12 protein-coding genes are annotated in these 14,138 nt (G+C 44.9%); 11 read left to right on the top strand and 1 reads right to left on the bottom strand.

The window, feature by feature from the left end:
* Nucleotides 1-7: 7 nt before the first annotated feature.
* The 8 genes from MWM02_RS11200 to MWM02_RS11165 all read left to right on the top strand — a co-directional run bounded on the left by MWM02_RS11200 (nt 8) and on the right by MWM02_RS11165 (nt 8,111).
* Nucleotides 8-439, top strand: coding sequence for a PTS mannitol transporter subunit IIA (locus MWM02_RS11200; protein ID WP_481861774.1), 432 nt, complete (start codon nt 8-10; stop codon nt 437-439).
* A gap of 2 nt (nt 440-441) precedes the next feature.
* Nucleotides 442-1,587: a mannitol-1-phosphate 5-dehydrogenase gene (locus MWM02_RS11195; RefSeq protein ID WP_064553036.1), complete on the top strand. Its 1,146-nt coding sequence runs from the start codon at nt 442-444 to the stop codon at nt 1,585-1,587.
* Between the two features lie 173 nt (nt 1,588-1,760).
* Nucleotides 1,761-2,768 (top strand): tripartite tricarboxylate transporter substrate binding protein, encoded by a 1,008-nt coding sequence (locus MWM02_RS11190; RefSeq protein WP_244402029.1) that lies wholly within the window; start codon nt 1,761-1,763, stop codon nt 2,766-2,768.
* Nucleotides 2,769-2,823: 55 nt separating this feature from the next.
* A complete protein-coding gene (locus MWM02_RS11185) occupies nt 2,824-3,279 on the top strand; it encodes a tripartite tricarboxylate transporter TctB family protein (protein ID WP_244402028.1) in 456 nt (151 codons plus the stop codon).
* A gap of 15 nt (nt 3,280-3,294) precedes the next feature.
* Nucleotides 3,295-4,821, top strand: coding sequence for a tripartite tricarboxylate transporter permease (locus MWM02_RS11180; protein WP_064553042.1), 1,527 nt, complete (start codon nt 3,295-3,297; stop codon nt 4,819-4,821).
* 66 nt (nt 4,822-4,887) lie between these two features.
* Nucleotides 4,888-6,513, top strand: a complete 1,626-nt coding sequence (locus MWM02_RS11175) for an ATP-binding protein (protein ID WP_244402027.1) — start codon at nt 4,888-4,890, stop codon at nt 6,511-6,513.
* On the top strand, nt 6,476-7,174 hold the full coding sequence (locus tag MWM02_RS11170; RefSeq protein ID WP_244402026.1) for a response regulator: 699 nt from the start codon (nt 6,476-6,478) through the stop codon (nt 7,172-7,174). The genes MWM02_RS11175 and MWM02_RS11170 overlap by 38 nt, the downstream gene beginning before the upstream one ends.
* A gap of 13 nt (nt 7,175-7,187) precedes the next feature.
* Complete coding sequence (locus tag MWM02_RS11165; RefSeq protein WP_244402025.1) at nt 7,188-8,111, top strand: AEC family transporter; 924 nt, start codon at nt 7,188-7,190, stop codon at nt 8,109-8,111.
* A gap of 60 nt (nt 8,112-8,171) precedes the next feature.
* Here MWM02_RS11165 and MWM02_RS11160 read toward each other — a convergent pair whose 3' ends face one another.
* On the bottom strand, nt 8,172-9,818 hold the full coding sequence (locus MWM02_RS11160) for an alkaline phosphatase (protein WP_244402024.1): 1,647 nt from the start codon (nt 9,816-9,818) through the stop codon (nt 8,172-8,174).
* 243 nt (nt 9,819-10,061) lie between these two features.
* On the opposite strand from MWM02_RS11160, the gene MWM02_RS11155 reads away from it, so the two are divergent.
* From MWM02_RS11155 to MWM02_RS11145, 3 genes are read left to right on the top strand one after another with little or no spacing between them, the layout of a single operon-like run.
* The gene (locus MWM02_RS11155; RefSeq protein ID WP_244402023.1) at nt 10,062-11,078 is read left to right on the top strand and encodes a LacI family DNA-binding transcriptional regulator; all 1,017 of its coding nucleotides are present in this window, start codon (nt 10,062-10,064) and stop codon (nt 11,076-11,078) included.
* A 15-nt stretch (nt 11,079-11,093) separates the two neighbouring features.
* Nucleotides 11,094-12,665 (top strand): gluconokinase, encoded by a 1,572-nt coding sequence (gene gntK / locus MWM02_RS11150; protein ID WP_244402022.1) that lies wholly within the window; start codon nt 11,094-11,096, stop codon nt 12,663-12,665.
* 33 nt (nt 12,666-12,698) lie between these two features.
* The gene (locus MWM02_RS11145; RefSeq protein ID WP_064553057.1) at nt 12,699-14,048 is read left to right on the top strand and encodes a GntP family permease; all 1,350 of its coding nucleotides are present in this window, start codon (nt 12,699-12,701) and stop codon (nt 14,046-14,048) included.
* Nucleotides 14,049-14,138: the final 90 nt, after the last annotated feature.

Genomic DNA, 14,138 nt, shown 5'->3' with positions numbered 1-14,138 from the left:
ATTGTCAATGCCAATTTTACAGAAAGAAAATATTGTATTGCGTGCACGAGTGGAAAATAAAACGGAAGCTATTCGTTTAGCAGGTCAAATTTTGGTCCATCACGGTTATGTGGAAGATGCTTATATTGACAAAATGTTTGAGCGGGAAGCGTTAACATCCACATATATGGGGAATTTTGTCGCTATTCCACACGGTACAGAGGATGCGAAACAATTTGTCAAACATTCTGGTATTTCGATTGTCCAAATCCCTGATGGCGTTGATTTCGGGGATGGCAATATTGCAAAACTATTGATTGGAATCGCTGGAAAGAATAATGAGCATTTGGATATTCTTTCAAAAATCGCTATTGTTTGTTCGGAAATGGAAAATGTAGAGACAATGATTAAAGCGGCGACAGAAGAAGAGATTCTTCGCCTTCTAAACGAGGTGAATTAATGATGTTAGCGGTTCATTTCGGAGCAGGAAATATTGGGAGAGGATTTATCGGGAGTTTGCTTTCTCAATCGGGCTATGAAGTCATATTTGTAGATATTAATGATGAAGTGGTCCGTTTATTAAAAGAAAAACAAGAGTATCGAGTGATCATTGCTGATGAAAATAAACAAGAGCAGCTGATTCGCAACGTTTCTGCCGTTAATAGCCAGACGGAACGCGAAAAGGTCATTGATTATATCACAAAGGCCCATCTTGTTACAACGGCGGTTGGACCGCATATTTTGCCAGCAATCGCCACGATTCTTGCTGAGGGATTACAAAAGAGGGTGGCGATAAATCAAACACCGCTTCATATTATTGCTTGTGAAAATATGATCGGTGGAAGTGATGTGTTAAAGAGCCATGTCTTTGCTATGATTTCCGAAGCAGATAAACCGTTGTTTGAAAAGTACTGCGGTTTTTTGAATTGTGCGGTAGACCGTATCGTTCCGAATCAAAAACACGCCGAGCCTCTTTCCGTTGTGGTTGAGCCGTTTTTTGAATGGGTGATCGAGAAACGAAATATCATCGGCGGTATTCCGTCAATTCAAGGAGCTCATTTTGTCGATGATTTACAGCCTTATATTGAGCGCAAGCTTTTTACTGTAAATACCGGGCATGCGATTGCCAGCTATTTAGGATACTACAAAAAATTACAAACGATACAAGAAGCGATGAATGATGACGAGATACGTTCGGATGTGGAAAAAGCGCTTCATGAATCTGGTGCGGTGTTAGTAAAGAAATATGGATGGAATGAGAGCGAACATGAATCCTATATTCAAAAAATCATTCAACGCTTTATGAATCCTTCTATTTCTGATGAAGTAGTCCGGGTTGCTCGTTCTCCAATCCGCAAGCTTGGAGCGAATGATCGCCTTATCGGACCGGCTGTTCAATATTATGATTTGTTCGGCCAAGTACCACGTGGTTTAGTCAAAGGAATTGCCGCGTTATTGTTGTTTGATTATGAGAACGACAAGGAAGCTGTCGCATTACAACAAACTATTCAAAAATCAGGAGTAGAAGAAGCTTTATTCCAATATTCACAATTAGAAAAAGATCATCCTCTTGTGGTGGCTATAAAAAATCAAATACAGCTTCTCTAAATTAAGTAAGTAAGCGTTTAACCTGTCCGCTGCAATTTTGGCGGGGACAGGTTTTTTTTCATGAACAAAATGTGCATAATTATTTTTATTTCCAAAAAAACATTATTCAGAAAATTGCTGCTATAATTACCTCTGAAAATGTAAACGCTATCAAAAATGGGAGGACAGGTGCAATGAAAAAGCGGTGGAGTTTGTTGATTATAGGGGGACTCTTGTTGGTGTTGGCAGCTTGCACTGCGACGACAAAGCTGTCTAACAAACAAGCAAATTATCCAACAAAGCCGATTGTGTTTGTTGCTCCTTCAGGAGCTGGGGGAGGCTGGGATTTGACAGCTAGGGCGATTACGAAAGTATTAAGTAAAACTGGTTTAGTCAAACAGACGATGACAGTGGAGAATAGACCGGGCGGAGGTGGAGCCGTGTTTATGGCGGAATACGCGACACAAGATAAAAATAACGACTATAAACTATTTGTCAATTCTCCGCCGATCATTATTAACAACTTAAAAGCGGAAGGAAACAGCCCATTCGGTTATAAAGATACAACACCGCTTGCCCAGCTAACCAAAGATTTTGGAGCGATCGTGGTCAGATCGGATTCAAAATTTCAGTCATTGTCTCAATTATTGGATGCGATTAAGCAAAAGCCGAAGTCGGTGACGGTGGCCGGTGGATCTGCGCCAGGGTCGATGGATCATTTAGTTGCGATTCTTCCTATCTATAAATCTGGTATTGATCCGAAAACAGTGAAATACGTGTCGTACGACGGCGGCGGGGAAGCAATGGCGGCGCTGCTTGGCGGGAATGCTGATGTCATTGCAACGGACGTTTCTTCTGTCGGGGAATATGTAAAAGCAGGAAAAGTGCGGGTGCTTGCTGTTTCTGCGCCGGAGCGTCTTGGCGGTGTTTTGAAAGACGTGCCGACGATGAAAGAGCTTGGCATTGACGCGGAATTTACGATTTGGCGCGGCGTCTTTGGTCCAAAACAAATGTCTGACGATGCGAAAAAGTTTTGGGATAATGCATTCAAAAAATTATCCGAGCATGAAAAATGGAAAGAGGAGCTGAAAAAGCAAGGATGGGAAGCAGAATATAGAAGTTCGGAAGAATTTACAAAATTTTTGCAAGAGCAAGAACAACTCATTAGCGACATGTTAAAATCGCTCGGAATGCATAAGTAAGCGAACAGGAAAGAGAATTCTTCCCCATCTTTATAACAAGAATGGAGGTACGGGAGTGAGCAAAACGTTTGATCGCATTGCTGCCGTCGCCTTTTTAGCCGTTGGCTTCTTGTTTATGGTGGAAAGTCTGCGAATCTCAAAGAGCGCGTATGGGAGTGCCGTTGGACCAAACGTGTTTCCGTTTTTGCTAGGACTTATTCTTGCGCTATTGAGCATTAAGCTGCTATTCGAAACGACAAGATATGCACATTCAGGAAGCCAAAAGCAGCCGCTGCAATATAAAAAATTTTTCATCATTTTGCTTGCCGCTATTCTCTATGCTGCTTTATTAGAAACGATCGGCTATGTGATTACCACTTTCGCATTCCTTGTTGTTGGATTTCAGACAATGGAAAAAGGTGCGCTGTGGAAATCGGCGTTGCTTGCCGCTTGTTTTTCGCTTGGGGTGTACGTGCTATACGCCAAGCTGTTGCAAGGAACGCTGCCTAGCTGGCCGATTTGGTTGCAGTAAAGGAGGAAGGAAAGTATGGATGCACTGACATTTTTAATTAATGGCTTCCAAACAGCGCTGCAGCCGCATAATCTGTTTTTCGCTTTTCTTGGCGTGCTGATCGGTACGGCTGTAGGAGTGCTGCCAGGGATTGGCCCGATGAGCGGGGTAGCGCTGTTAATTCCTGTAACCGCTTCGATGACATCTGGGCTTGACCCAGCCCAAGCGGCGACCAGTTCGATTATTTTGCTTGCCGGCGTCTATTACGGGGCAATGTATGGCGGCTCGACGACGTCCATTTTGTTAAATACGCCTGGAGAGTCTTCCTCTGTTGTTACGACATTGGACGGATATCAAATGGCAAAGCAGGGAAGGGCGGGGGCAGCCTTAGCGATTGCAGCAATCGGTTCGTTTGTTGCAGGGATTGTTTCCTTAATTGCCCTCGTGCTGTTGGCAGAGCCACTTTCCAATTTAGCGTTGAAATTCGGCCCGGCGGAATACTTTTCGCTGATGATTCTCGGATTGGCGGCTGTGAGCGGATTAGCGGGGAACTCGATGACAAAAGCGTGGATGATGACCGTTTTCGGCTTGCTGCTTTCGACGATTGGGCTTGACAGCGTATCAGGCGTAGCGCGGTTTACGTATAATATCTCTTTCTTATACGGCGGCTTGGAATTTTTAACGGTGGCGGTCGGTTTGTTTGCCTTAGGAGAAGTATTCAAAGCCATTCTTCATAAAGAGAAAAATGACGGCGAAATCGCAAAAATTGGCCGTGTCCTTCCGTCGAAAGCAGAGCTGAAAGAAAGCGCGGGACCAATTGCGCGCGGATCGCTGCTAGGTTTTTTTGTTGGCGTATTGCCGGGTGCGGGGGCAACGCTTGCCTCGTTTTTCTCTTATATCATGGAAAAGAAATTAAGCAAAACACCTGAGAAATTCGGAAAAGGAACGATTGCCGGCGTGGCGGCGCCGGAATCAGCGAACAATGCCGCTTCAGGAGGGGCGATGATCCCAATGTTGACGCTCGGAATCCCTGGCTCGGGGACGACGGCGATTTTAATGGGCGCATTAATTATGTATAACGTCCAGCCTGGCCCGCTCCTTTTCGACGAACATCCGGATGTCGCTTGGGGGCTCATTGCCAGCATGTTTATCGGCAATGTGATGTTGCTGATTTTAAACATGCCGCTTGTCAAGATATTTGCGAAAATCATTGAAACGCCGACTAAGTACTTGCTGCCGCTTATTATTGCGATTTCTGTTTTTGGCGTGTATGCGGTGCAAGTGACAACATTTGATGTGTTTTTACTCATTGGGTTTGGCGTGTTAGGTTATTTGCTTGCGGAGCATGATTTTCCACTCGCCCCGCTTGTATTAGGGCTTGTGCTTGGTCCAATGATTGAAAATAACATGAGAAGAGCGCTTACTTCGTCGAACGGCGATTTTATGGTATTTTTCGAAAAACCAATCTCGCTTGTATTGCTTGTCATGGCGTTTTTGTGGATTGTTGTACCGTTTATCATGAAATTAAAAGGAAAGTCGATCATCGTAAACGAAGATATGTAGCTAGGAAAAGACTATTGCCTTTCGGCGGATAGTCTTTCTCTATTTTCCCGTCAAGGAGAGAGGAAAATGAAACTGCAAACGCGGCTGATTATCATTATTTGCTCATTGCTTTTGTTTGTCATCGTTTTTCTTTCTTTTTTATTTCAGCACATGTTTGCGACAACGTTGAAGGAACAAATCGGAATGCGGGCGCTGAACGTAGCGGAAACGGTGGCTGCTACGCCGCACATTCGGGACGCTTTTAGGAAGCCGGACCCGCATCAACAAATTCAGCCGTTTGCAGAAATGATCCGCCGAAAAACGGGTGCGGAGTACGTTGTCGTGGGAAACAAACAAGGAATTCGTTACGCCCATCCGCTTCCGGATCGAATTGGGAAGAAGATGGTCGGGGGAGATAATGATGAGGTGCTTGAGGGAAAAGCGATTATTTCCGAAGCGGTTGGTTCGCTCGGTCCGGCGATACGCGGAAAAGCGCCGATTTTCGATGAACAAGGAAATGTGATTGGCATCGTATCGGTAGGTTTTTTGCTGGAAGATATTGAGGACATCGTTTGGTCATATACCGCAAAAATTTTTTTATTTTCTATCCTTGCGCTATTGTTAGGGATTATTGGAGCAATTGCCATTGCCAAAACGGTGAAAAAATCGATTCATGGATTGGAACCGAAAGAAATCGGGGCATTGTATCAAGAAAAAAAGGCGATTTTGGAAGCGATTCGCGAAGGAGTTATTGCCGTGAATCATGAAGGAATCATTACAATGGTCAACAAAACGGCGATGGCGCTGTTAGGGTGTGAAAAAGAACAGGATGTGCTAGGAAAATATATTTTGCATATTATTCCTCATTCTAGGTTGTTAGAAGTAATTCGAACAGGCGAAGCCGAATATGATGACGAAATGATCTTAGGAGAAGAGACGGTAATTACCAATCGTATTCCGATTTTCGACAAAAAAGGAAGCGTCATCGGGGCAGTATCGACATTTCGCAATAAGTCAGAACTGTACCGGCTGACAAAGGAGCTTTCCCAGCTGAAAAGCTATGCTGATGCACTGCGGGCGCAGACGCACGAGTTTTCCAATAAATTATATCTTATCTCTGGATTAATTCAGCTAGAATCTTATGAAGAAGCGTTGGAACTCATTACAAAAGAAACAAACATGCAGCAGGATATCGTTCGTTTTGTGATGAAAGAAATTCCTGACCCGATTGTCGGAGGGTTATTAATTGGAAAATTTAACCGCGCCAATGAGCTGAAAATTCAATTTGATATCGATCGGCAAAGCAGTTTTAAAGATATTCCAAAGCATTTAGATCGCGATCATCTTGTCACAATTATCGGCAATATTATCGATAATGCCATGGAGGCAGTGTTGCACAATGGGCGTGGCGAAAAGCGGGTAACCGTATTTTTAACTGATCTTGGCGACGATCTAATCATCGAAGTGGAAGATAACGGAATGGGGATTCAGGAGGAGATTGCTGAACAAATATTTGAACGGGGATTTTCCACTAAGGCGAAAGCACAGAGAGGATACGGCCTTGATTTAGTAAAAAAATCGTTAAAGATGCTTGGAGGGCATATTACTTATCAATCAGAGCGAGAAAAAGGAACCGTTTTTACCATTATCATTCCGAAGCAACGGGGGGATTATGATGGAATGCGCTATTCAAGTGCTCATTGTCGAAGATGATAAACGCATTGCCGAAATTAACCGCCGCTTTGTCGAAAAAGTGGAAGGATATGAAGTGGTCGGGATTGCCACAAATGAACAAGAAGGAAAAGAACTTGTGAAAGTGCTGCAACCTGATTTAGTGCTGCTGGACATTTATTTTCCTGATATGAACGGGATTCAATTTTTAAAATGGATTCGCGAGCATTTTGTAAATATCGATATTATTATGATTACGGCCGCAAGAGAGATTGATACATTGAAACAAGCGATGCATGGCGGAGTGTTTGATTATATTATCAAGCCGATTATGCTCGATCGTTTTACCGAAACATTGGTAAAATACAAAAAATATTATCATAAAATGCATGAGCTGATGAAAGAAAAAGAGTGGATTGGACAAGAGGAAATCGATCAGTTGATTCGACGTGAACGTATCTCTGGCGATACAGAAGAGGAACTGCCAAAAGGAATCCACCGATTGACATTGGAGAAAGTGCTGGCAGTAGTGAAACAATATCAAGATGGCATTACAGCGGAGGAAGTTGGGAAACTCATTGGCGCGAGCCGGACGACATCAAGGAGATATTTAGAATATCTCGTTTCCATTTCTCAAGTGACGGCTGACATTTTATACGGCTCTGTTGGAAGGCCGGAAAGAATTTACAAGCTAAAACGATAAGGAGGAAGACGGCTTGGATGTTTTGAGCCTCATTCTGCTTCATGTGATGTTACCGGTATTTTTGCTTGTCGGTCTTGGCGCGCTGTTGCATCGCATTTTTCATTTCGATATGAACACATTATCGAAATTAAACGTATATGCGCTATTGCCGGCCGTTGGATTTGTCAACATTTACGAAAGTAACATTGATGCGGATGTGTTGATGAAAGTGTTAGGGTTTTTGTTGGTGCAAAATGGGGCGTTAATTGCCATTAGTACGGCCATGGCAAAACTGCTAAAGCTTGACCGGAGCCTATCCGCTACATTTCAAAATACGATTGTTCTCAACAATTCCGGCAATTTTGGCATTCCGGTAAGCCAGCTTGTGTTTCATCAGCAACCGTTAGGGCTGTCGATTCAAATCATCGTGACGATTTTCCAAAATTTCCTTACAAATACATACGGTGTATGGAATTTTTTATCTGCTGGTAAAAAGAAAGGGAAAGTGGCGGCGGAATTTTTGAAAAACCCAATTATTTATGCGCTTTTGTTTGGACTGCTTTTTCGGTCGTTGCACATTCCGGTTCCATCGTTTATTTGGAATCCCTTTCAAAATGTCGCCAATGCGTTTTTGGCAGTTGCGTTGCTGACGCTGGGAGCGCAAGTAGCCTATATTGATTTCAAACGGTTCCCATCACTGTTGTTTCTTAGCGTTTTCGGGCGCCTCCTTCTTTCGCCGGCGGTTGCTGCTATGATTATTTTTGCATTGCATCTTAATGGAGTGACCGCCCAAGCATTGTTTATCACAAGTTCGTATCCTTGCTCCAGAAACACGGCGCTTTACGCTTGGGAATATGGCCACCATCCAGATTATGCGGCCCAAGCGGTATTGATGTCAACGCTGTTTAGTTCGGTGACGGTGACAATGAGCGTCTATCTCTCGAAAATTTTATTCTAATCTATTTTTGGCAAATATAGAAAATGGCGCGAACTAGATGGTTTCGCGCCGTTTGCCATGCTATTGGATTTGTTTAAAAAGCTTGACCGCTTGTTTTGGAATCCAAAATTGTTCTGCACTGTAAACAACAAGCCCTTCTAATTCGTACGTTTTGTTTTTGACGATCATGATGTTTTTGTTTGCAGGAAATTCGGCAACCGTCTCTCCTTTTTTCACGATCAACTTAGGATTTTGTGCATCTGTGTTGTCGATCGTTACGGTCGCTCCTATCGCTGCAAATTTTTCTTTCGCGTTGACAAATAGCCGTTTATTTAAATCGTTCAATTGAAAGCCCATCGCTTTTGCCATGATGTGGGCTAAATCCGTATTTTCAAATGTGCCGATTGGACGGTTCGGGCCGTAGGTGTAGAGAAATACATCTTCTCCTGTATGTCCGCTGGTAGTAAATCCAAGATTCGCGCGTGCGGCCAGCAATTCCGTCAATGTTTTGCGAAGATCCTTGGATTCGTTTAATTTTTTCTTCTCATCGGCGGTTAATGAGTCTAATCCGTATAAACGGGCAACTTCTTCTAAATTGGATTTGTCCGCTTTTAATTGGCTCATGGCTCCTTCTAGCGTCATTTTCGCTTTTTTCAGCGGATCGATATATGCGGAAACAGGGGTTTCAGGGTACGACTGATCGGTGTTGCGGTTACCGATCGTAATGCCGCTGTTGCCGTGGTCGGTTACGGCAATGACGAGCGTGTCGTTACGTTTTTTCGCAAAGGAAAGCGCTTCTGCGACCGCTTTGTCAAAGGCTAGCACTTCGCTGATAATTCCTACAGGATCATTGGCATGGGCCGCCCAATCCGGCTGGCTGCCTTCCACAAATAAGAAAAATCCGTCTTTATCTTTTGAAAGTGTATCGATTGCTTTTTTCGTCATTTCCGCTAACGTTGGCTCATTAGGTCTTGTATAAGGACGGTTCATATCTTGTGCAAGCGCGTCATCGGCAAACACGCCCCAAATTTTGTCGGATGTTGAACGAAGCAGCTCGTCTCGCGTTTCCACGACATCATATCCTTTTTTCTTAATGACTTCTAGCATATTTTCATTGTCTTTTCGGTTATTTGTTCCGCTGCCCGGAAGTAACGCTTCTTTCCCGCCGCCTAAAACGACTTCGATATTTTGATACACTTGCTGTTCAGCGATATCCGGAAACAAGTTTCGGTGCTTGACATGGGCGGAGAAGCCTGCCGGCGTGGCATGTTGAATGGCAGATGTTGCGATAATTCCCGTTGCTTTCCCCATCAATTCGGCGCCTTCGAGCACATTTGCGACCGGCTTCATAGCACGTTCTTTCGAAATGGACGGTACGCTAGGAGAATTCACTACACTTGGGAGAATGCCGATGTACTTGTCATTGGATTTAAATCCGGTTGCCATCGCGGTGGCAGCCGGGGCAGAGTCTGTGATTGCCGATTCGGCTGAATACGTCCGAACAGCGCCGCTTGCCATTTCATCCAAAGCGAGCGGTTCCCCTTTATACCATCTTGCCAATGTTGTCGCTCCCGCGCTTGTTCCATCCATTACCATCATAATCACATTTTTAATTGGTTTGGATTTTTGCTTTTCCTTTTCTTCTTCGCGCGCTGCGAAAGCAAAAGATCCGGCGGTGAGCGAGCCGATTAACGCAAAACTGATAATTTTTTGGCCGATGTTTTTCAATTTTGCATCCTCCTTCATCCGTAAATTAGATTATGTATCTATATCATGATCATAAAATCGCTTTATTAACGGCGTTTTGCGATAAGATAAATATTTTGCGAAAATATGTTAATTTTTTGAAATCAAAAATTTTTAATAAAAATAGTTGTAAAACGTTTTCATTCTGTTTTATAATTGGACTAAACCGGTTTATGAAAACGCTTATAAATACTAAACCGATTTAGTAATGAAAGAGGGATCCCTTTGAAAAAAGTTACGATGGCTGACGTTGCGAAATTGGCGAATGTTTCGAAAAGCACGGTGTCGCAATATTTAAATAAACGTTATGAATATATGAGCGAGGAAACGAGAAAGCGAATTGCCCGGGCGATTGAAGAGTTAGGATATCAGCCGAATATTATCGCACGCAGCTTAAAACAGAAAACAACAATGACAATCGGAGTGGTTGTCTTCAACATTTTGCACATGCTTACGACGCAGGTGCTGCATGCGATTGAGGAAGCGTGCCAACAGCGCGGTTTCCATGTCATCGTTTCTAATTCCGATGACGATCCGGAGAAAGAAAAGAAATATATTGAGATGCTGCGGGCAAAACAAGTCGATGGCTTGATTATTTTTCCGACAGGAAAAAATGCTGATGTATATCAAAAAATGGTCGAAGAACGGTTTCCGCTCGTGTTCGTTGACCGGATGGTTCCGGGGGTCAAAGCGGATGCGATTCTGCTTGATAATCAAAAGGCTGCTGCCTTGGCAGTCGAGTATTTTGCTGAGCGTGGTTACGAACGAATCGGAGTCGTCGCACCTCCGCCTGTTTCCCACATCATTCCAAGGATGGAGCGCATTGAAGGATTTCGGCAAGCGTTAGCGGAAAAAGGACTTCCAGTTGTTGACGATTATTTTATTACGACGGAGATTCCATATATTCAAAAAAAATTAGCAAGGTTGTGTGCATCTGGACGCTTGCCGGAAGCGTTGTTTGCGATAAATGACTTAACGTTGATGGAAGTTTTGCATTTTATTAAAGGAAATCATATTAAAGTTCCTGACGAACTGGCGATCATTAGCATCGATGATGTTCCGTTTGCCAATGTTTATACTCCGACGCTAACGACAATCGCACAGCCGACGTTTGCCATGGGGAGAAAAGCGGCAGAGCGCCTGTTTTTGCAAATCGCAAAAGAAAACAAGCATCGACCGCAAATTTTTCGCTTTTCGCCTACGTTTATCGAACGAGGGTCGGTAAAAGAAAAAACATCATAGAAAGAGGGAACAGATATGAAAGCAAAACAACAAATTGTAATTGGCGTCGATATCGGAACGACGAGCACAAAAGCGGTGGCGTTTGGCGAACAAGGGCGGACGCTTGCCTCCCACGCGATGGATTATCCAATTATACAACAGCATCCAGGCTGGGCGGAGCAAGATCCGGAAGAGATTTTCTCCGCCGTTGTCCAAACTGTAAACGGTGTCATCTCTAAGTTGAATATTGCTTCTAGCCAAGTGAAGGCGATCGGATTCAGCGCGGCGATGCATTCTTTAATGGCGCTCGATGTATCAGGGCGCCCGCTTACCCGTTGCATCATTTGGGCCGATAACCGCAGTGTCGGACAAGCGGACCGCCTTTTACGGGAGTGGAACGGACTGGATATTTACAAGCGAACTGGAACACCGATTCATCCGATGTCGCCGCTTCCGAAACTGCTTTGGCTGAAGGAAGAGCAGCTAGACGTATTCCGGCAGGCGCATAAGTTCGTGTCCATTAAAGAATATGTCTTGTATCGGCTATATGGCCAATATGTTGTCGACTATTCGATCGCTTCGGCAACAGGTCTGTTTCGTTTAGATACGCTTGACTGGGATGCAGATGTTCTTGAATTTCTCGGCATTACGAGGGCGCAGTTATCAAGTTTAGTACCAACGACGCACATATTGCGGGGGATGAAGAAAGAATTGGCCGAGCAAATGGGCTTGCATCCGGACGTCCCTGTCGTTGTCGGAGCTAGTGACGGGGTGCTTGCCAACGTCGGCGTCGGGGCGATTTTGCCAGGGGAAGCAGCGATTACGATTGGAACAAGCGGCGCGGTGCGTACGATTTCCCCTGTACAAAAAACGGATGAAAAAGGGCGGACGTTTTGTTATGCGTTGTCGCCAAACCATTGGGTCGTCGGTGGGCCGACGAACAACGGCGGCATTTTACTGCGATGGCTCCGTGACGAATTTGGCAGCCAGGAGCGCGAAGTGGCGAAAAAGCTTGGCATTGATCCGTACGATTTGCTGACAAAATACGCCGAAAGAGTTCCGGCAGGTTCGGAAGGATTGCTGTTTCTTCCATTTTTGTCAGGAGAACGTGCGCCGTACTGGAACGCGAATGCAAGAGGGACATTTTTCGGCATCAGCCTTCATCATAAGCGGGAACATTTTATTCGCGCGGTGATGGAAGGGGTATGTATGAGCGTCTTTTCCGTCGCTCTGGCGATTCGCGATGTCACGGGGCCGCTGTCAGAAATTCGCGTGTCGGGCGGTTTTGCCAAATCCCCGTTTTGGCGGCAAATGCTTGCGGATATGATGGGAAAAGAGCTGTTAGTACCGGAAACGCACGAGGCGTCGGCGTTAGGCGCTGCGGCATTGGCATTGTACGCGCTTGGCGACATCCCATCATTAGATACGGTGAAAACGTGGGTTCATATTTTATCGCGCCATGTGCCAAATGAGAAAAATACGCTTATTTATTCCGAACTATTTGATATGTATATGCGGTTATATGATCGCTTAAAAGATGAGTTTGATGTTATCGCTTCGTTTCAACGGAAGGATTCAGCGTTATGCGTCATGACTAAATCGGTTTAGTTTACATTAAGAACAACAGAGGGGGCATGGAAAATGGGAATCGCGATTGTGATTGCTGCGATTGTTGTATTATTGCTGCTCATCACGGTGGCGAAAATGCATCCGTTTGTCGCTTTGATTTTGACATCCGTTGGCGTCGGGCTGGCAATGGGCATGCCACTAATCGCACCGTCGCCGGAAACGCCGGGAATTATTGATTCCATTAAAACAGGTCTTGGCAATACGCTTGGCTTTTTAGCGATCGTATTGGCGCTTGGGACGATGCTTGGAAAAATGATGGCGGAGTCCGGAGGAGCCGAACGCATTGCGAAAACATTGATTGACCGTTTTGGCCAAAAACGCGTCCATTGGGCGATGATGATCGTCGCATTTTTAGTGGGTATCCCAGTATTTTTCCAAGTAGGATTCGTGCTGTTAATTCCGCTTGTGTTTACGATTGCGATGGAAACGGGAATTTCGCTAGTGACGATTGGTATTCCGCTTGTTGCCGGATTGTCGGTCGTGCATGGGCTTGTTCCGCCGCATCCAGCAGCGATGGCCGCCGTCGGCATTTTTAAAGCCGATGTCGGGACAACGATTCTTTATTCCCTTATTGTCGGGCTACCGACAGCCATTATCGCCGGGCCATTGTTTGGAAAATGGATCGGGTCGCGCATGTATAAAAAAGTGCCGGGGGAAATCGCCGAGCAGCTTGTGCAGCATAAAGAAGAGAAAGATCTTCCAGGCTTTGGCAACACGTTATTTACGATTTTGCTTCCGGTCATTTTAATGCTGATTGCTTCCATTGCCAATGTCGCGCTAGATCAAGCGTCGGAAGCAGCGAAAGTGTTGCGCTTTATCGGAGATCCGATCATCGCGCTGCTGATCGCGACGATTTATTCGTTCTTTAGCCTTGGCTACGCGCGCGGATTCAATCGCGATAAAGTGTTGCAATTTGCCAATGACTGCCTTGGTCCTGTCGCCAATATTTTGCTTGTCATCGGCGCTGGCGGAGCGTTCAATAAGGTGCTGCTTGATTCTGGCATTGGCGATCAAATCGCCGACTTGGCCAAACATTCGCATATGTCTCCGCTGCTATTAGGCTGGGGAATTGCCGCGCTCATTCGGATCGCGACAGGTTCTGCGACGGTATCGATGATGACGGCGGCTGGCATTGTCGCCCCAATTGCCGCCAGCATGCCTGGTACGAACACGGAATTGCTCGTATTAGCGACAGGAGCAGGATCGCTCATTTTATCGCACGTCAACGACTCCGGCTTCTGGATGATCAAAGAGTATTTCGGCATGACCGTCAAAGAGACGTTGATGACATGGACTGCGATGGAGACGATTATTTCCGTTGTCGCGTTTGGATTGATTGTATTGTTGAACTTAGTGGTTTGAGAATAGAAGAAAAAACGTCAGGAACTTGCTTTAACAAGTCCTGGCGTTTTTTTGTTAAATTTCATGTGATAATTTATGACATAAAAATTC

It is taken from the genome of Parageobacillus sp. KH3-4, assembly GCF_022846435.1.
GTDB classification, from domain to species: domain Bacteria; phylum Bacillota; class Bacilli; order Bacillales; family Anoxybacillaceae; genus Parageobacillus; species Parageobacillus thermoglucosidasius_A.
The sequence above is the reverse complement of the archived record's forward strand: the minus strand, read 5'-3'. Positions and strand labels throughout refer to the sequence as shown.